Genomic DNA, 17629 nt, shown 5'->3' with positions numbered 1-17629 from the left:
CTCGGGGTTCCCGAACGCCCAAAGGCCCGCGCAAGCGGGCCTTTTTTCTTGCACTTTCAGAACGGTTGAACGGCGCTTGCCAGGCGAAGCGGCGTGTCAGGCCTTGGGCGGGCGCTCGCCGAACAGGGCGGTGCCCACCCGCACCCAGGTGGCACCGGCGGCGATGGCGGCTTCCAGGTCGTGGCTCATGCCCATGCTCAGGGTGTCCAGGGGCAGGTTGCGCGCCCGGTTCAGGGAGTGCAGCAGGGCGGCCAAGGCGTCGTGCGCGCCGCGGTGCGTCGGGTCGGACTGGGGGGCCGGGATGCTCATCAGCCCGCGCAAGCGCAGGCGCGGCAGGGTGGCGATGGCGTCCACCAAGCCCAGCGTTTCGTTGGGGTGCACGCCCGATTTGCTGGCCTCGTCGTCGACGTTGACCTGGACGCAAATCTGCAGCGGCGGCAGGTGGGCAGGGCGCTGGTCGGACAGGCGGCGCGCGAGCTTCAGGCTGTCGACGCTGTGCACCCAGTCGAAGTGCTCGGCCACCGCCCGGCTCTTGTTGCTTTGCAGGGGGCCGATGAAGTGCCAGCTCAGGGAGGACCGCAGGTCGGCCAAGGCGGCCATCTTGTCCAGGGCCTCCTGGACGTAGTTCTCGCCAAAGTGGCGCTCGCCGCAGGCGTGCGCGTCGCGCACCACGGCGGCCGGCTGCGTCTTGCTGACGCAGAGCAGACCCACCTCCGAGGGAGAGCGCCCGGCCTGGGCGCAAGCGGTGTTGATCCGGGTGTGAACGGCGGTGATTCGGTCGTGGAGCGTGGCCATAATGGTTCGCAGACTACCCGCTTCGCGCCGCCACCATGGACATCACGCAACTGCTCGCGTTTTCGGTCAAGAACAAGGCCTCCGACTTGCACCTCTCGGCCGGCCTGCCGCCCATGATTCGCGTGCACGGCGACGTGCGTCGCATCAACGTCGAGCCGCTGGACCACCGCGGCGTGCACGACATGGTGTACGACATCATGAACGACAGCCAGCGCAAGGTCTACGAAGACACGCTGGAGGTGGACTTCTCCTTCGAGATCCAAGGCCTGGCGCGCTTCCGCGTCAACGCCTTCAACCAGAACCGCGGCGCGGGCGCCGTGTTCCGGACGATTCCGAGCAAGATCCTGACCCTGGAGCAGCTCAACGCCCCGAAGGTCTTTGCCGATCTGGCGCTGCGGCCGCGCGGTTTGGTGCTGGTGACCGGCCCGACCGGCTCGGGCAAAAGCACGACCTTGGCGGCGATGGTCAACCACCTCAACGAGACCGAGTACGGCCACATCCTGACGGTGGAAGACCCGATCGAATTCGTGCACGAGAGCAAGAAGTGCCTCATCAACCAGCGCGAGGTCGGGCCGCACACGCTGAGCTTCGCCAACGCCTTGCGCAGCGCGCTGCGCGAAGACCCGGACGCCATCCTGGTGGGCGAAATGCGCGACCTGGAAACCATCCGCCTCGCCCTGACCGCCGCCGAAACCGGCCACTTGGTGTTCGGCACCTTGCACACCAGCAGCGCGGCCAAGACGGTGGACCGCATCGTGGACGTGTTCCCCGCGGCCGAAAAAGACATGGTGCGCGCCATGCTGTCGGAGTCGCTGGTGGCCGTGATCTCGCAAACGCTGTGCAAGCTCAAGGACGGCAGCGGCCGGGCCGCGGCGCACGAGATCATGATCGGCAACTCCGCCATCCGGAACCTGATCCGCGAAAACAAGATCGCGCAGATGTACTCGGCCATCCAGACCGGTCAGGGCCAGGGCATGCAGACCCTGGACCAGAACCTGATGGAACTGGTCAAGCGCAACGTCATCAGCGCCGCCGAGGCGCGCAGCCGCGCCAAGACGCCGGAAAACTTCCCCGGTTAATCCGGCACCGACCTCGACACGAAGGGAGCGCGCATGGAACGCGACCAGGCATCCAAGTTCATCAACGACCTGCTGCGCCTGATGGTCTCGCGCAAGGGCTCGGACCTCTTCTTGACCTCCGACTTCCCGCCCGCGGTGAAGGTCGATGGCAAGATCACCAAGGTCTCGCCGCAGCCGCTCACCGGTCAGCACACGATTCAGTTGGCCCGGGCCATCATGAACGACAAGCAGACGGCCGAGTTCGAAAAGACCAAGGAGTGCAACTTCGCCATCGCGCCCCAAGGCATCGGCCGCTTCCGCGTCAACGCCTTCATCCAGCAAGGCAACGTGGGCCTGGTGCTGCGGACCATCCCGGCGCAGTTGCCCACCGTGGCCAGCCTGGACCTGCCGCAGATCTTGCGGCCGCTGTCGGAGACCAAGCGCGGCCTGATCATCCTCGTGGGCGGCACCGGCTCGGGCAAGAGCACGACGCTGGCGGCCATGATCGACCACCGCAACGAGAACACCTACGGGCACATCATCACCATCGAGGACCCGGTGGAGTTCGTGCACCCGCACAAGAACTGCATCGTCACGCAGCGCGAGGTCGGCATCGACACCGACGGCTGGGACATGGCGCTGAAGAACACCCTGCGTCAGGCGCCCGACGTGATCCTGATGGGCGAGATCCGCGACCGCGAGACCATGGACCACGCCGTGGCCTTCGCCGAAACCGGTCACCTGTGCATGGCCACCCTGCACGCCAACAGCGCCAACCAGGCGCTGGACCGGATCATCAACTTCTTCCCCGAAGAGCGCCGCCAGCAGCTGCTGATGGACCTCTCGCTGAACCTGAAGGCCTTGGTGTCGCAGCGCCTGCTGCCGCGCCGCGAGGGCAAGGGCCGCGTGGCCGCCGTCGAGATCCTGATCAACACGCCCCTGATCCAAGAGCTGATCTTCAAGGGCGAGGTCGGCGAGATCAAGGAAGTGATGAAGCGCTCGCGCGAGCTGGGCATGCAGACCTTCGACCAGGCCCTGTTCGACCTCTACGAGGCCGGCAAGGTGACCTACGACGACGCGCTGCGCAACGCCGACTCGGTCAACGACCTGCGCCTGAACATCAAGCTCAACAGCGAGCGCGCCCGCAGCGGCGACATCGGCTCGGGCACCGAGCACCTCACCATCGTTTGAGGGCTCAAGCGGCGCTGAGCATCTGCGCGATGCGCCGGTCCTTGTCGGTCCAAAGTTCGCCCAGCCAGGCTTGGAATTCGGCGCGGAAGGCGGCATCGCCGCCGTAGTCGCCGTCGACCAGGTGGGTGGGGATAGGGCGCTCTTGCACGTGCAGGGCCACGCGGCCCATGCGGCCGCAGGCCAGGTCCCAGTAGCTGGGCGTGCCATCCAAGTACACGATCGTCACGTCCAGCAGGGCCTGGAACTGGTGACCCATGGCGTTGAGCGCCAGGGCCAGCGCGCCGGCCTTGGGCTTGAGCAGGTGCTGGTAAGGCGACTGCTGGGCGGCGTGCTTGGCCGGCGTCAGCCGCGTGCCCTCGGCGAAGTTCATGACGCTGGTGGGCACCAGGGCGAAGCGCTCGCAACTGCGCCGGGTGGTTTGCCGGTCTTGCTCGCGCAGCGCCGGGTTCTTCTTCAGCTGCGCCTCCGAGTGCCGGCGCATGAAAGGGAAGTCCAGGGCCCACCAGGCCAGGCCGATCACGGGCACCCAAATCAGCTGCTGCTTCAAAAAGAACTTCAGCATCGGGATGCGGCGGTTGAAGGTCTTTTGCAGCACGAAGATGTCCACCCACGAGCGGTGGTTGCAGTTCACCAAGTACCAACCGCCGGGCCGCAGGGCGCCGTCCACCTGCACGGTCCAGGCACGGTCGCCTTGAAGGCGGTCGATCCACGCGCTGTTGCAACCGATCCAGGCGGCGGCGATGGCGTTGAGCACCGGGTCGAGCCGGCGACGCAGCGCCGGCAGGGGCAGCAGCAGCTTAAGCAGGGCCAGGCTCAGCAGCGGCGTGCACCAGAACACCGTGTTCAGCGCCAGCAGCACGGAGCTCAGCGTACCCAGCAGGAAGTCGAAAGGGCGGCGGGTCATCTCAGGCGTCCATGAAGGCTTGGAATCGGGTCAGTTCGTCGTCGAGGGCGGTGGCGAAGGCCGGATCGGAAGGGGGGCGTCCGGCGACGTAGCCGAGGTCCGCGTCCAAGCGCCCGTCGCGCCACTTCAGGTTGCCCCAGCCGATCACCGCGTCGCGCCACAGCAGCGGCAAGGCGTAGTGGCCGCGCACGCGCTGGGCCGCCGGCGTGTAGGCCTCGAAGCGGTAGGCCCAGCCCCACAGCAGCTCGAAGCGGCGGCGGTCCCACACGACGGGGTCGAAGGGCGCGAGCAAGCGCACGCGCGCGGGGATCCGCCAGCCGCGGGTCGGGTCCTCGTCGGCCGGCCAAAACCAGTCCGTCCCATCGACCTTGGCATGGGCCAATCGCGCCTTCGCGCGGGCCAAGGTGGGCTTGCGCAGGTCCACCCATTGGTAGGCCGCGGCGTAGAGCATCGAAACCAACTGCGAGAGGCTGGCCGCTGGCAAGGGCGCGTACTTCTGCACCAAGACGTCGGCCATGGCGTCCATCGCCGCTTGGGGGTCGGCCGGCGGTGCCCAGGGCGCGGCCAGACCGTACACGCGGGTGCCTTTGTCCCGGCGCAGCACGTTCAAGTGGCCGCGGTAGTGCAGGCCGTCCAGCAGTTCGGTCGACAAGCGGCTGTCGCCCCCGAACCAGTTCTTGACCTTGCCGTGGCCCAGCGCGGCGTCGACGTCGGCCGGGTGGGCCTCGCCCAAGTCGGCCACCACGGCCAGCACCTCGCGGGCCTGGCGTTGGCGGGTGGCGTCCCACACGCGGCGGGCGCGGCGCGGGTGCATCAGCGCGCGCAGCTCGGGGCTCACGAAACCGTAGTTGATGAAGAAGTCCTCTTGCAGGCCGCTGCGCGGGTAGCGACGTTCCAGATCGCCCACGCGGTAGTCGCGCACGCGGTGGCGCAGCGTGAGGTCTTGGGCGCGGGCCGGCGCGCGCAGCGGGTCGGCCTGCACGAAGCCGCCCAGGCGCTGCACCGCTTCGCCCAGGGAGGTGGGGGCGAACAGGCTGCGGGCCACGGCGTGGCGTCGCAGGTCGTCGAGGCGGGGGGTGGGCATGGCCGCGATTCTCGCGGTCCCCACGCGGCCCAGCAGGGCGCGTTGGGGGCCGTGAGGCTCAATGCGGCCGGTGGTGGGGGCGGTCTTCCTCGGTGTCCACCTTCATCTCGTAGCTGAAGAAGCGGTTGCGCCCTTTGGCCTTGGCGTTGTAGAGGGCGTCGTCGGCCCGAAGCAGCAGGCCCTCGGCGGTGGTGTGGGCGTCGGGCACGCAGGTGGTGATGCCGCCCGACAGCGTCACGCGCTCGCTCACGGGCGAGTCGGGGTGGGGCAGCGCCGCCAGGTGGAGTTGCCGCAGCAGCGCGCGGGCGTAGGTCATGGCACCCGCACGGGGCGTCGCGGGGAGGATGAGGACGAACTCCTCACCGCCATAGCGACCGGCCACGTCTCGCGGACGCAGGCAAGTCTCGCGCAGCAGGCGCGCCACCTGTTGCAAGCAAGCGTCGCCTGCGACGTGACCGGCGCGGTCGTTGTAGCGCTTGAAGTGGTCGATGTCCAAGAGCGCCAAGGTCAGTTGCCGGCCCTCGCGGCGGCAGGCGGCGATCTCCTGGTGCAAGCGTTGGTCGATGGCCCGGCGGTTGGCCAGGCCGGTCAGGGCGTCGATCTGGCTCAGTTGCTGCAACTGGGCGTTGGCCTGCCGCAATTCTTCGGAGCGTTCCAACAGCTTGGCGCGCATGGCCATGAGGCGTTGCATCGCCCGCAGCTTGGCCGCCAGCAGCAGGGTGGTGACCGGCTTGGCGATGAAGTCGTCACCGCCGGCTTCGATGCCGCGCCACACGTCTTCGTCGCCATGGAGCCCGGACAAGAACAGGATCGGGGTCCAGCCGCCTTGCTCGGCGCTGCGCAGTTGCTGCGCGACCCAGTACCCGTCGTGCACCGGCATCTCCACGTCCAGCAGCACCAAGTCGGGCTTGCGCTGAAGGAAGACCTGGACCGCGGCCACGGGATCGGCGCATTCCAGCACCCGGTGGCCAAGCGATTCGACCGCCGCCTTGGCCAGCAGGCGCGGCACCGCCTGGTCGTCGACGACGAGCACCGTGAGGGAGGTGGACGGCTGGGCCATGGCGGGCGGCGTGGGCGGTCGGCAAGGATAGGCCGCAGCGTTCGATCTCGCACCCCCGAAGGCCGGGTGTTCCGGGCATGAAAAAACCCCAGACACCGAGGGTGGCTGGGGTCGGATGGGGCCACTGGCGCCGCTGGCGCCGGCGATCCGGCGCCTGGCTTACAGCCCGGCGGCCGCGCGCAGCGTGGCGGCCTTGTCGGTGCGTTGGTCTGTGTTCACGCCGGCAGGTGCCGGCATGAACTCCGCCCAAGAACCGCCAAGCTCGCTGCGCTCGGAGGCTTACAGCCCCGCAGCCGCGCGCAGCGCGGCCGCCTTGTCGGTTCTTTCCCAGGAGAACTCCGGCTCTTCACGGCCGAAGTGGCCGTAGGCGGCGGTCTTTTCGTAAATCGGACGGCGCAGGTTCAGCATTTCGATGATGCCGCGCGGGCGCAGGTCGAAGTGCTCGGCCACCAGGGCCGAGAGCTTGTCGTCGCTGATGACGCCGGTGCCTTCGGTGTAGACCGTGATGTTCATCGGGCGGGCCACGCCGATGGCGTAGGCCACCTGGATCTGGCACTGGCGCGCCAGGCCGGCGGCCACGATGTTCTTGGCCACGTAGCGCGCGGCGTAGGCGGCCGAGCGGTCGACCTTCGTCGGGTCCTTGCCCGAGAAGGCGCCACCGCCGTGCGGGCAGGCGCCGCCGTAGGTGTCGACGATGATCTTGCGGCCGGTGAGGCCGCAATCGCCCTGCGGGCCGCCGATGACGAAGCGGCCGGTGGGGTTCACCAGGTACTTCGTGTCCTGCAGCCACTCCTTGGGCAGCACGGGCTTGATGATTTCTTCGATGACGGCCTCGATGAACTCGGGCTTCATCTTGTCGCCCAGGCTCATCTCGGGCGCGTGCTGGCTGCTCAGCACCACGGTGTCGATGCTGTGGGGGCGGCCGTCCACGTAGCGCATGGTCACCTGGCTCTTGGCGTCGGGGCGCAGGAAGGGCAGGCGGCCGTCTTTGCGCAGCTGGGCTTGGCGCTCGACCAGGCGGTGTGCGTAGTAGATCGGCGCGGGCATCAGCTCGGGCGTCTCGTCGCAGGCGTAGCCGAACATCAGGCCTTGGTCGCCGGCGCCGATGTTCAGGTAGTCGTCGCTGGCGCGGTCCACGCCCTGGGCGATGTCGTTGCTTTGCTTGTCGTAGGCCACGAGCACGGCGCAGCCCTTGTAGTCGATGCCGTACTCGGTGTTGTCGTAGCCGATGCGCTTGATGGTGTCGCGGGCGACCTGGATGTAATCGACGTGCGCGTTGGTGGTGATCTCACCGGCCAGCACCACGAGGCCCGTGTTGCACAGGGTCTCGGCCGCGACGCGGCTCAGGGGGTCTTGGGTGTAGATCGCGTCCAGGATGGCGTCGGAGATTTGGTCGGCCACCTTGTCGGGGTGCCCTTCCGAGACGGATTCGGACGTGAAGAGGAAATCGCTGGATGCCACTGCATAAACTCCTGTGAACGTTGCAACCGGCGTTGCCGTCCCAGGAAGGTGGCGGCGACGCTTTAGCGGCATTTGGTGGAGCCCGAAGCTCCGTCGCCCCGCAAGTTGTCTGGTTAACTCGGCGACCGCCGCATTATCTGCCCATGTTCCTGTTGCGTTGGATGTCTCGCTGGCCCCTGTGGCTTTTGCACGGCCTGGGGGCCGTGGCCGGCTGGGTGGCCTTCGCGCTGTCGCCCAGTTACCGAAGCCGCTTGCGTGCGCACACGCGCCTGGCCGGCGTGCCCTGGGTGGGCGCGGTGGCCTCGGCCGGGCGCATGCTGTTCGAGATCCCTTGGCTGTGGCTGCGCCCGCGCACCCAGCCCCTGGGCGACTGGGTGCACTGGGACGGGGCCGAGAAGGTCGAGGCCGCGCTGGCGCAAGGGCGTGGGCTTTTGATCCTGACCCCGCACATGGGCTGCTTCGAGGCCGCTGCGCAGGCCTACGCCGAGCGCTTCGGCGCCCAACGCCCCATCACCGTCATGTTTCGGCCGGCGCGCAAGCCCTGGCTGCGCGAATTGGTGGCCGCCTCGCGCGACCGCGAGCACCTGGCGGCCGCACCGGCGGCGCTGGCGGGCATCCGGCAAATGCTGCGGGCCCTCAAGAAGGGCGAGGCGGTGGGCGTGCTGCCCGACCAGGTGCCGCCCGAGGGCATGGGCCAGTGGCAGCCCTTCTTCGGCCAGACGGCCTACACCATGACCCTGGCCGCCCGCTTGATCCAGCAGACGGCCTGCGTGCCCATCTTGTTCTGGTGCGAGCGCTTGCGTTGGGGGCGCGGTTTCGTGGTGCACGTGCGCGACTTCCCGCTGCCGGCCGGCGAACCCGATCTGGACGCCCTGACCCTGGCCACCAACCGCGCCATGGAGTTGTTGATCCGCGAGATGCCCAGCCAGTACCTGTGGGGCTACAACCGCTACAAAGCACCCCGCTCGGCGGAGCCGTCGGCATGAAGGGCGTCTTGTCCCGCGCCGGCGCGCGCGCCGCCATCGCCTTGCTTTGGCTGCTGCACTGGCTGCCCCTGCCGGTGTTGGCTGCGTTGGGCCGTGGCCTGGGCGCGCTGCTGTGGCGCCTGGCCGCATCGCGCCGGCGCATCGCGCTGCGCAACCTTGCGCTTTGCTTTCCCGAGCACAGCGTGGCTCAGCGCGAGGCCCTGGCCCGCGAGCATTTCGGCTGGATGGGCCGCTCCATCCTGGAGCGCGGCCTGCTGTGGTTCGCGTCGCGCGAGCGCCTGCTGCGCCTGATGGAGTTCGAGGGCGACATCCGCCAGGGCGAGCGCAGCGAGCGGCCCGTGATGTGGCTGCTGCCGCACTTCGCCGGCCTGGACTGGGCCGCGCCGGCCTTGATGCTGGGCCAAAGCAAGTCCGCGGTCGACGTGTACCAGCGCCAGAGCAACCCGGTGTTCGACGCGGCGCTGATGAAGGGCCGCGGTCGCTTTGGCACCAACGCCTTCGTCGACCGGCACGACGGCATCCGCCCGGTCATCAAGCTCATTCGCCAGGGCTACGGCTTCGTCAATGCGCCCGACATGGACTTCGGCCGCGACAACTCCACCTTCGTGCCCTTCTTTGGCGTGCCGGCCTGCACCCTGTTGGCCCCGGCCAAGATGGCCGCGAGCCTGGGCATGACCGTGCTGCCGCTCATCGTGCACACCAAGCCCGGCGGTCAGGGCTACAAGGTCATCGCGCCGCCGCCGCTGGAAAACTTCCCGACGGGCGACGCCGAGGCCGACACGGCCACGCTCAACCGCTGGCTGGAGGCGCGCATCCGCGAGCAGCCGGCGCAGTACCTGTGGGTGCACAAGCGCTTCAAAACGCGGCCCGAAGGGCAGCCTGGGCTGTACTGACCGCGACAATCGACCCATGCAGTTGTCCTTCACCAAGATGCAAGGCGCCGGCAACGACTTCGTCGTGATCGACGCCACGCGCCAGCCCTTCGAGCTTGGCCCCGCGCAACTGCGCCGGCTGGGCGACCGCCGCTTCGGCGTGGGTTGCGACCAAGTCTTGGTGGTCGAGGCCAGCACCGAGCCCGGCATCGACTTCCGCTACCGCATCTTCAACGGCGCCGACGGCGCCGAGGTCGAGCACTGTGGCAACGGCGCGCGCTGCTTCGTGCGCTTCGTCCGCGACAAAGGCCTGACCGAGAAAGACGTGGTGCGCGTGCGCACCGTCAACGCCGTGCTGACCCTGGCCCTGGCGGCCGACGGGCGCGTGCGCGTGGACATGGGCCCGCCCGTGTTCGAAGCGGCCCGCGTGCCGTATGTGCCCCCTGCGCTGCCGGGGGACGAGCCCCTGCTGAACGACGTGGCCGTGCTGTCCATGGGCAACCCGCACGCGGTGCTGCGCGTGGTGGACGTGGACACGGCGCCGGTCGAGACCCTGGGCCCGCGCATCCAGGCGCTGCCGGCCTTCCCACAAGGGGTGAACGTCGGCTTTGTGCAGGTGCTGGACCGCGGGCACGCCCGCATTCGCGTCTACGAGCGCGGCGCCGGCGAAACCCTGGCTTGTGGCACCGGCACCTGCGCGGCCGTGGTGGCCGGCATCCGCGCGGGCTGGTTCGACGCCGCGGTGGAAGTGCAAGCGCGCGGCGGACTGCTGCGCATCGAATGGGATGGCCAGGGCAGCGTCTTCATGACCGGCCCGGCCGAAACGGTTTTTGACGGAGTCATCCAGCTGTGAGCACGAACGAGATCCAAGGCATCACCGAGCAAGACCTGGCCAACTACCTGGCGTCCAACCCCAGCTTCTTCGAGCGCTACGCCGAGCTGCTGGCCGCCATCCAGCTCAGCCACCCGCTGGGGCACCGCACCGTCAGCCTGCAAGAGCGCCAGGCCGACATGCTGCGCCAGCGCATCAAGGGCCTGGAGCAGCGCATCATCGAAATGATCCGCGCCGGCACCGAGAACCTCGGTCACTTCGAGAAGCTGCAGCGCTGGACCCTGGCGCAAATGCAAGACGGCGCCACGCCCGAGGGCCTGCTGGACGGCCTGCGCGAGCAGTTCCTGATCCCGCAGGCCGCGCTGCGCGTGTGGGGGGTCAAGCCCGAGCACGCCGAGGCCGACTGGGCCGCGCCGGTGGCCGACGAGGTCAAGGCCTTGGCCGCCGAGATGAGCGAGCCGCGCTGCACGCTCAACGACGGCAGCGCCCCCTCGCGCTGGGTGGCCGGGCCCGTGGGCTCCATGGCCTTGATCCCCTTGCGCCGTCCCGGCCAAGGGCCGGACGCCGCGCCCTTCGGGCTCATCGTGCTGTCGTCGCCCGATGCGACCCGCTACGCCCCGGACAAGGGCAACGAGTTCTTGCTGCGCGTGGCCGAGGTGGCCGGCACCGCCTTGGCCAAGCACCTCGCCTGACGCCTCGGCGCGCGCTGCCCCTTGCCTGACGCCGCGTCGCCGTTCGACGAGTACCTGACGACGCTGCGCGTGCAGCGCCGCCTGGCCGAGCGGACGCTGCGCCTGTACGCCGACGCCCTGGCCCGCCTGCAAGCCGGCTGCGAGCAACTCGGCCTGCCGCTGGACCAGCTCCGCCCGGCGGCCGCCCGAGGCCTGGTGGCCGAGCTGCACGCCGCCCACCTGGGGCCGCGCAGCCTGGCGCTGATCCTGTCGGCCTGGCGCGGCTACTACCAGTGGCTGGCGCAACAGCGCCGCATCGACCACGACCCGCTGTCGGGCGTGAAGGCCCCGCGCGCCGGGCGCCCCCTGCCCAAGGCCCTGGCCGTGGACGACGCCGTGCAACTGGCCCAGCACGCCACGGCGGCCGCCAGCGAGGACGAGCCCGCGGCCCTGCGCGACCGCTGCCTGATCGAGCTGCTTTACGGCGCCGGCCTGCGCATCGGCGAGGTCTTGGCCTTGGACCTGCAGCCCGGTGGCAACGGCTTTGTGGACCTGGCCAACGCCGAGGCGCAGGTGGTGGGCAAGGGCAGCAAGCGCCGCGCCGTGCCCTTGGGCGCGCCGGCCTTGGCCGCCGTGCGGGCCTGGGCGGCCGTTCGCCACCGGCTGGCCCGGCCCGACGAGCCCGCCTTGCTGGTGGGCGAGCGCGGTGCCCGCCTGAGCCCCAGCCAGGCCCGCAAGCGCTTGGCCGAGGCCGCCGTGGCCGCCGGCCTGCCCACGCACGTGCACCCGCACATGCTGCGCCACAGCTACGCCAGCCACCTGCTGCAAAGCAGCGGCGACCTGCGCGCCGTGCAAGAGCTGCTGGGGCACGCCAACATCAGCACCACGCAGGTCTACACGCGCCTGGACTGGCAGCACCTGGCCCAGGTGTACGACGCCGCACACCCGCGGGCCAAGGGCAAGAAGTAGGCGCTGGGCACGGCCTCGCCCTTGGCGCGGGCCACAATCCCGCCCCTATGCCAGTCATCCAAATTCGCCCCGGCAAAGAGCGCTCGCTGCAACGCCGGCACCCCTGGGTGTTCGACGGCGCGATCCAAAAGGGCAAGGCCGAGTTCGGCGAGACGGTGCGCGTCGTCAGCACCGCCGGCGAGTTCCTGTGCACCGCCGCCTACAGCCCGAACTCGTCCATCAAGCTGCGCGCCTGGAGCTTCGACGAGGCCGAGCGCATCGACGCCGACTTTTTCGAGCGCCGCCTTCGCGCCGCGGTGGCCCTGCGCGAGCGCCTGGGCATCGAAAGCAACGGCGTGCGCCTGGTGCACGGCGAGGCCGATGGGCTGCCCGGCCTCATCGTCGACCGCTACGCCGACACCCTGGTGGCCCAGTTCGGGGCCGCCGGCACCGAGGCCTGGAAGGCCACCATCGCCGACGCGCTGCTGCGCGTGACCGGCCTGACCCGCCTGTACGAGCGCAGCGACAGCGGCGTGCGCCAGCTCGAGGGCCTGCCGCCCGTCACCGGCTGGCTGCGCGGCGAGGGCAGCACCACCGTGGAGCTGATCGAGAGCAGCTGGCGCCTGACCCTGGACGTGGCCGAGGGCCACAAGACCGGCTACTACCTGGACCAGCGCGACAACCGCCGCGAGTTCGCCGGCTGGGTGCGCCGCTTGAATGCCCAGCGCGTGCTGAACTGCTTCAGCTACACCGGCGGCTTCTCCGTCGCCGCCTTGGCCGGCGGGGCGACGGAGGTCACCAGCGTCGACTCGTCCGCGCCGGCCTTGGCCCGCGCCAGCGCGCACGTCACGCTCAACGGCTTCGACCCGGCCCACCACACGGCGCTGGACGCCGACGTGAACGCGACGCTGCGCCGCTTCTTGCAAGAGGGCCGCCAGTTCGACGCCATCGTGCTCGACCCGCCCAAGTACGCCCCGAGCGCGGCGCACGCCGAACGCGCGGCCAAGGCCTACAAGGACATCAACCGCCTGGGCCTGCAGCTGCTGGCCCCGGGCGGCCTGCTGGCCACCTACAGCTGCAGCGGCGGCGTGGGCCCCGAGCTGTTCCACCAGATCGTGACCGAGGCCGGCCAGGCCGCGGGCGTGGACGGCGCCATCGTCGGCCGGCTCAGCGCGGCGGCCGACCACCCGCAAACCCTGTGCTTCCCGGAGGGCGAGTACCTCAAGGGCCTGCTCGTGATCAAGCGCTGATGAAACCCTTCCTCTTGCTGGCCAGCTGCGCGCTCGTCGCCTCCGCCTGGGCCGATGACAACCCCGTCCCGCCCGTGGCCCCGCAGGACGCGCGCCCGGCCACGGCCGAGCTCAGCGTGCAGCCCCTGCGCATGCCCAACGGCGATTCGGCCGGGCTGCTGGCCGGCAGCTGGCTGGTGGCGGTGGACGACCAATGGGGCTTCGGCCCCACGGTGCTGGCCACAGCCAAAGGCAATTACGGCGGCGTGTTCGTCTTCGGCGTCACCGGGCAGCGCCGCTGGCGCCTGGGCGACAACACCCACCTGGCGGCCAACTTGACGGTGGGCGCCGGCGGCGGCTTGAGCAGCCCCAGCCTGCGCTTCGGGGGCGGCCTGATGCTGCGGCCCGAGCTGCAAGTGCGCCACGAGTTCGGCGATTGGTACCTGGGCGCGGGCGTGGCCCACATCCGCTTCCCCAGCGGCAACGTGCGCGACACCCGCGTCACCCTGACCGTGGGCCGCATGGACGACTTCCGCGCCTTCGCGCCGCGCGACGTCGGCCGCGCGGGGCGCACCTACGCGCGCGGCGGCGTGGGCTTCGACGAGATCGCCCTCAACGGCGGCTTCTACGCCCCGCGCGGCGACACCCGCGACCGCAGCGGCCGGCCGCTCACCGCCCGCTTGGGCCGGGCCGGGGCCGATGCGCGCCAGTACACCGCGCCCGACACCTGGTGGGGCCTGGAGGCCGCCGGTGCGGCCAAGGGCGGCATCGACGGCTACATGGAGGTGCTGGTCAACGCCGGCACCGACTGGGCCTTGTTCCACCCCCGGCTGCGCCTGGGCGTGCAAGCCGGGTTGGGCCTGGGCGGCGGCGGCGGCGTGGACACCGGCAGCGGCCGCTTGCTGCGCGCCGGCCCCACGCTGCGCTGGATCACGCCCTGGGGGCCCTCGCTGCGCCTGGACGCCAACCGCACCCACGCCACCAACGGCCACTTCTCCGTCAACGAGACGCGCCTGAGCCTGGTGCTGCCGCTCGAAGGCCGCCGCGGCGTGGACGCCCGTGGGCAGGACCTGGAAGAGGGCACCGTCCGCGTGCAGACCCTGGCGGGAGGCGTGCAACACCACGGCCGCGTGCGCTTCAAGGACGGCAGCCGCGAGGGCATCACCCAGGCCACCCTGAGCCTCACCCGCGAGCTGGGCCCCACTTGGTACGGCACCGCCCAAGGCAATGCCGCCGCTGGGGGCAAGGCCGGGGCCTACGCCGTCGGCCTCTTCGGCATGGGGGCGCAGTCCGCCGCGCGGACCCACGGCACCTGGCGCTGGCGCACGGGCGTCGAAGGCCTGGTGGGCGCGGCCGGGGGCGGTGGCGTCGTGGTCGGCGGCGGGGCCGTGGGGCAACTCGAGGCCTGGCTGCAGCTGGAAGGCACGGGCGACCTGGAGCGCCTTCGCGTGCGCCTGGGCGCCGGCCAGTGGGGCACCCTGCGCGGCAGCGGCCAGCGCTCGCCCTTCGTGGGCCTGAGCGTGGGCTACGCCTACGGCGTGTTGGGCTCCTAGGAGCCTGAGCTTCTGCCGCCCAGCCTCCTAGGCCCGGCTCAGACCGGCACCCGCGGGTGGAACTTCGCCCGCTTGGTGGCGAAGAAGGCCTTCACGTTGCGCACGTTCGCTTGCTGCGTGAACAGGCGCTGGCTCAGCGCCTGGTAGGCCGGCATGTCGGGCGCGTGCAGCACCAGCACGAAGTCCGGCCCGGGCGAGACCCGGTAGCACTGCTGCACCTCGGCAAAGCCCACGGCGTGGGCCTCGAAGGCGTCCAGGTGCTCGGCGCCTTGGCGGTCCAAGGTCACCTCGGCCAGCACGGTCAGCCCGGTGTCCAGGTGCTGGGGGCTCAGGATGGCCACCTGCCGCTCCACCACGCCCGCCTCCACCAGGGCCTTCACGCGGCGCAGTGCCGTGGCTGGCGACACGTGCGCCCGCTCGGCCAAGGCCTGGTTGGTCAGGGCGCAGTCGTCCTGCAGCAGGGCCAGCAGGCGGCGATCCACCGGATCGAGGGGGATGGAGCTTGTCATGAAATTGCGCCATTGATTACTTGATGCAATTTTCAGTCAAACAAACGGGTCATGGATGAAAAATTGCAGGAAGTGACAAATCCTGCAAACTCATTTCGACATCGACTGCCTAGCATCCGCGCCTCGTTCAACGGCCACCGGCCTCGGAGACTTCCATGTGCGGCATCGTCGGCGCGGTCAGCGCGCGCAACATCGTTCCCATCCTGGTTGAAGGCCTGAAGCGCCTGGAGTACCGCGGCTACGACAGCTGCGGCGTGGCCGTGCACCAAGACGGCGCCCTGCGCCGCGCCCGCTCCACCAGCCGCGTGGCCGAGCTGCAAGCCCAGGCCGGCGAGGACGGCATCGCCTCGGGCACCGGCATCGCCCACACCCGCTGGGCCACGCACGGCGTGCCCGCGGTGCGCAACGCCCACCCACACTTCAGCCACGGCCCCAACGCGGCGGAGGGCGCCCCCGGCCGCGTGGCCCTGGTGCACAACGGCATCATCGAGAACCACGACGAGCTGCGCGCCGAACTCCAAGCCCGCGGCTACGTGTTCCACAGCCAGACCGACACCGAGGTGATCTGCCACCTCGTCGATTCGCTGTACGACGGCGACCTGCTCGACGCCGTGCAACAGGCCGTGGGCCGCCTGCACGGCGCCTACGCCATCGCCGTGTTCCACCGCGACGAGCCGCAGCGCGTGGTCGGCGCCCGCGAGGGCTCGCCCCTGGTGCTGGGCGTCGGCGAGGGCGAGGCCTTCCTGGCCAGCGACGCCATGGCCCTGGCCGGCGTCACCGATCAGATCTGCTACCTGGAAGAGGGCGACGTCGTCGACCTGCAACTGGGCAAGCACTGGATCACCCACAAGAGCGAGGCCGGCCGCTTCGAGCAAGTGACGCGCGAGGTCAAGACCGTGCACGCCCACAGCGGCGCCGCCGAGCTGGGCCCCTACCGCCACTACATGCAGAAGGAAATCTTCGAGCAGCCCAAGGCCATCGCCGACACCCTGGACAACGTCGACGACGTCTCTGCCATCGAGCCCAGCCTCTTCGGCGCGCGCGCCGCCGAGGTCTTCAGCCAGATCGATCGCATCCTCATCCTGGCCTGCGGCACCAGCTACTACAGCGGCAGCACCGCCAAGTACTGGCTGGAAAGCATCGCCAAGATCCCCACCAGCGTGGAGATCGCCAGCGAGTACCGCTACCGCGACAGCGTGCCCGACCCGCGCACCCTGGTCGTCACCATCAGCCAAAGCGGCGAAACCGCCGACACCCTGGCCGCGCTGAAGCACGCCCGCTCACTGGGCATGCCGCACTCGCTGACCATCTGCAACGTCAGCACCAGCGCCATGGTGCGCGAGTGCGCGCTGGCCTACATCACCCGTGCCGGCGCCGAGATCGGCGTGGCCTCCACCAAGGCCTTCACCACCCAGCTCGTTGGCCTGTTCCTGCTCACGCTCACGCTGGCCAAGCTGCGCGGCCACCTCAGCGCCGAGTCCGAGGCCGAGCACCTCAAGGCCCTGCGCCACCTGCCCGTGGCCGTGCAAGCCGTGCTGGCCCTGGAGCCCCAGGTCGTGGCCTGGGCCGAGGCCTTCGCCCGCAAAGAGAACGCCCTGTTCCTGGGCCGCGGCCTGCACTACCCCATCGCCCTGGAAGGCGCGCTCAAGCTCAAAGAGATCAGCTACATCCACGCCGAGGCCTACCCGGCCGGCGAGCTGAAGCACGGCCCCCTGGCCCTGGTGACGGCCGAGATGCCCGTGGTCACCGTGGCCCCGAACGACGCCCTGCTGGAAAAGCTCAAGAGCAACCTGCAAGAGGTGCGTGCCCGTGGCGGCGAGCTCTTCGTGTTCGCCGACGCCGACAGCCACATCGCCAGCGGCGAGGGCCTGCACGTCATCCGCATGCCCGAGCACTACGGCGCCCTGAGCCCCATCCTGCACGTGGTGCCGCTGCAGCTGCTGGCGTACCACACGGCCTGCGCCCGCGGCACGGACGTCGACAAGCCGCGCAACCTGGCGAAGTCGGTCACGGTCGAATGACCGCGGCCGGCGAAGCCGAGTCGTGTTCCGTGCAAATAAAGTCGAATACTGGCAATTAAAGTCGAAATAGCCTGGGGCGGGCGCCCAGTGATGGCGCGCCCCGCTCCATAGGAGACCAGCGCCTTTTCGCGCCCTCGCAGATGTGATCGGCGGGCAAAGTCAAATACTCGGCGGCAGTGAAGATGGGCGCCTGACCAAGGCGAGCTTGGTTGATGAGAACGGCAGTTCCAGACTGGTTGCTGCCGCTCGCGGCGCTCTTTGCGGCTGGCTGCTATGTGCCCAACGCCGAAGTTCAAGCTCAGGGCTGAAGGTCAAGATTGCACCGGCTCCCGCCCGCCGTTCGGTCGCTCCGGCTGAGCTCACCCGGTCGACCACCTACTGGGCATTAACTGACTAGCACCGCGACCAGTGCTTGTTCGATTCGAGGGGCGCCGCAGTCTCTCGCTGCAGCCCGT

General features: G+C 69.9%; 16 protein-coding genes. 10 read left to right on the top strand and 6 right to left on the bottom strand.

Annotated features, from left to right (window positions below; all coding sequences use genetic code 11):
* Window positions 1-96: 96 nt before the first annotated feature.
* Window positions 97-795: a YggS family pyridoxal phosphate-dependent enzyme gene (locus EOD73_RS07315; protein ID WP_127682223.1), complete on the bottom strand. Its 699-nt coding sequence runs from the start codon at window positions 793-795 to the stop codon at window positions 97-99.
* Between the two features lie 35 nt (window positions 796-830).
* Here EOD73_RS07315 and EOD73_RS07310 point away from each other — a divergent pair, with 35 nt between their 5' ends.
* Both EOD73_RS07310 and EOD73_RS07305 read left to right on the top strand, forming a co-directional pair.
* Complete coding sequence (locus tag EOD73_RS07310; protein ID WP_127682222.1) at window positions 831-1874, top strand: type IV pilus twitching motility protein PilT; 1044 nt, start codon at window positions 831-833, stop codon at window positions 1872-1874.
* Between the two features lie 33 nt (window positions 1875-1907).
* Window positions 1908-3044 (top strand): PilT/PilU family type 4a pilus ATPase, encoded by a 1137-nt coding sequence (locus EOD73_RS07305; RefSeq protein WP_127682221.1) that lies wholly within the window; start codon window positions 1908-1910, stop codon window positions 3042-3044.
* A gap of 4 nt (window positions 3045-3048) precedes the next feature.
* Here EOD73_RS07305 and yihG read toward each other — a convergent pair whose 3' ends face one another.
* The 4 genes from yihG to metK all read right to left on the bottom strand — a co-directional run bounded on the left by yihG (window position 3049) and on the right by metK (window position 7553).
* The gene (gene yihG, locus EOD73_RS07300) at window positions 3049-3948 is read right to left on the bottom strand and encodes a 1-acylglycerol-3-phosphate O-acyltransferase, YihG family (RefSeq protein WP_127682220.1); all 900 of its coding nucleotides are present in this window, start codon (window positions 3946-3948) and stop codon (window positions 3049-3051) included.
* Between the two features lies 1 nt (window position 3949).
* Entirely contained in the window at window positions 3950-5032 is a 1083-nt protein-coding gene (locus EOD73_RS07295) for a DNA glycosylase AlkZ-like family protein (RefSeq protein WP_127682219.1), read from the bottom strand.
* Between the two features lie 58 nt (window positions 5033-5090).
* Window positions 5091-6092 (bottom strand): GGDEF domain-containing response regulator, encoded by a 1002-nt coding sequence (locus EOD73_RS07290; RefSeq protein ID WP_127682218.1) that lies wholly within the window; start codon window positions 6090-6092, stop codon window positions 5091-5093.
* A 279-nt stretch (window positions 6093-6371) separates the two neighbouring features.
* Window positions 6372-7553, bottom strand: a complete 1182-nt coding sequence (gene metK, locus EOD73_RS07285) for a methionine adenosyltransferase (protein WP_127682217.1) — start codon at window positions 7551-7553, stop codon at window positions 6372-6374.
* A gap of 143 nt (window positions 7554-7696) precedes the next feature.
* Between metK and EOD73_RS07280 the strand changes: the two genes are divergently transcribed.
* From EOD73_RS07280 to EOD73_RS07250, 7 genes are read left to right on the top strand one after another with little or no spacing between them, the layout of a single operon-like run.
* Entirely contained in the window at window positions 7697-8539 is an 843-nt protein-coding gene (locus EOD73_RS07280) for a lysophospholipid acyltransferase family protein (RefSeq protein WP_127682216.1), read from the top strand.
* Window positions 8536-9432: a lysophospholipid acyltransferase family protein gene (locus tag EOD73_RS07275; protein WP_127682215.1), complete on the top strand. Its 897-nt coding sequence runs from the start codon at window positions 8536-8538 to the stop codon at window positions 9430-9432. Before EOD73_RS07280 ends, EOD73_RS07275 begins: the two co-directional genes overlap by 4 nt.
* Before the next feature lie 16 nt (window positions 9433-9448).
* A complete protein-coding gene (gene dapF, locus EOD73_RS07270) occupies window positions 9449-10264 on the top strand; it encodes a diaminopimelate epimerase (RefSeq protein WP_127682214.1) in 816 nt (271 codons plus the stop codon).
* Window positions 10261-10935, top strand: coding sequence for a DUF484 family protein (locus tag EOD73_RS07265; protein ID WP_240660622.1), 675 nt, complete (start codon window positions 10261-10263; stop codon window positions 10933-10935). Before dapF ends, EOD73_RS07265 begins: the two co-directional genes overlap by 4 nt.
* A gap of 21 nt (window positions 10936-10956) precedes the next feature.
* Entirely contained in the window at window positions 10957-11883 is a 927-nt protein-coding gene (locus EOD73_RS07260; protein ID WP_127682213.1) for a tyrosine recombinase XerC, read from the top strand.
* Between the two features lie 47 nt (window positions 11884-11930).
* Window positions 11931-13112, top strand: a complete 1182-nt coding sequence (locus EOD73_RS07255; RefSeq protein ID WP_127682212.1) for a class I SAM-dependent rRNA methyltransferase — start codon at window positions 11931-11933, stop codon at window positions 13110-13112.
* Window positions 13112-14644 carry a hypothetical protein gene (locus EOD73_RS07250; RefSeq protein ID WP_127682211.1) on the top strand — a complete coding sequence of 511 codons (1533 nt, stop codon included), beginning with the start codon at window positions 13112-13114 and terminating at the stop codon, window positions 14642-14644. Before EOD73_RS07255 ends, EOD73_RS07250 begins: the two co-directional genes overlap by 1 nt.
* 38 nt (window positions 14645-14682) lie before the next feature.
* On the opposite strand, the gene EOD73_RS07245 is transcribed toward EOD73_RS07250, so the two are convergent.
* A complete protein-coding gene (locus EOD73_RS07245) occupies window positions 14683-15153 on the bottom strand; it encodes an Lrp/AsnC family transcriptional regulator (RefSeq protein ID WP_127682210.1) in 471 nt (156 codons plus the stop codon).
* 155 nt (window positions 15154-15308) lie between these two features.
* Here EOD73_RS07245 and glmS point away from each other — a divergent pair, with 155 nt between their 5' ends.
* The gene (glmS, locus tag EOD73_RS07240) at window positions 15309-17174 is read left to right on the top strand and encodes a glutamine--fructose-6-phosphate transaminase (isomerizing) (RefSeq protein ID WP_127682209.1); all 1866 of its coding nucleotides are present in this window, start codon (window positions 15309-15311) and stop codon (window positions 17172-17174) included.
* Window positions 17175-17629: the final 455 nt, after the last annotated feature.

It is taken from the genome of Inhella crocodyli, from assembly GCF_004004565.1.
Classification (GTDB): domain Bacteria; phylum Pseudomonadota; class Gammaproteobacteria; order Burkholderiales; family Burkholderiaceae_C; genus Inhella; species Inhella crocodyli.
Note: the sequence above shows the minus strand (reverse complement) of the source record. Positions and strands in the feature narration are given on the sequence as shown.

What these genes read in the sequence shown, in the direction of transcription:
- glmS (WP_127682209.1), top strand. Translation starts at nt 15,309, where the DNA reads ATGTGCGGCATCGTCGGCGCGGTCAGCGCGCGCAACATCGTTCCCATC.
- yihG (WP_127682220.1), bottom strand. Translation starts at nt 3,948, where the DNA reads ATGACCCGCCGCCCTTTCGACTTCCTGCTGGGTACGCTGAGCTCCGTG.
- EOD73_RS07255 (WP_127682212.1), top strand. Translation starts at nt 11,931, where the DNA reads ATGCCAGTCATCCAAATTCGCCCCGGCAAAGAGCGCTCGCTGCAACGC.
- EOD73_RS07295 (WP_127682219.1), bottom strand. Translation starts at nt 5,032, where the DNA reads ATGCCCACCCCCCGCCTCGACGACCTGCGACGCCACGCCGTGGCCCGC.
- EOD73_RS07275 (WP_127682215.1), top strand. Translation starts at nt 8,536, where the DNA reads ATGAAGGGCGTCTTGTCCCGCGCCGGCGCGCGCGCCGCCATCGCCTTG.
- EOD73_RS07280 (WP_127682216.1), top strand. Translation starts at nt 7,697, where the DNA reads ATGTTCCTGTTGCGTTGGATGTCTCGCTGGCCCCTGTGGCTTTTGCAC.
- EOD73_RS07245 (WP_127682210.1), bottom strand. Translation starts at nt 15,153, where the DNA reads ATGACAAGCTCCATCCCCCTCGATCCGGTGGATCGCCGCCTGCTGGCC.
- EOD73_RS07250 (WP_127682211.1), top strand. Translation starts at nt 13,112, where the DNA reads ATGAAACCCTTCCTCTTGCTGGCCAGCTGCGCGCTCGTCGCCTCCGCC.
- EOD73_RS07315 (WP_127682223.1), bottom strand. Translation starts at nt 795, where the DNA reads ATGGCCACGCTCCACGACCGAATCACCGCCGTTCACACCCGGATCAAC.
- dapF (WP_127682214.1), top strand. Translation starts at nt 9,449, where the DNA reads ATGCAGTTGTCCTTCACCAAGATGCAAGGCGCCGGCAACGACTTCGTC.
- EOD73_RS07305 (WP_127682221.1), top strand. Translation starts at nt 1,908, where the DNA reads ATGGAACGCGACCAGGCATCCAAGTTCATCAACGACCTGCTGCGCCTG.
- EOD73_RS07310 (WP_127682222.1), top strand. Translation starts at nt 831, where the DNA reads ATGGACATCACGCAACTGCTCGCGTTTTCGGTCAAGAACAAGGCCTCC.
- EOD73_RS07290 (WP_127682218.1), bottom strand. Translation starts at nt 6,092, where the DNA reads ATGGCCCAGCCGTCCACCTCCCTCACGGTGCTCGTCGTCGACGACCAG.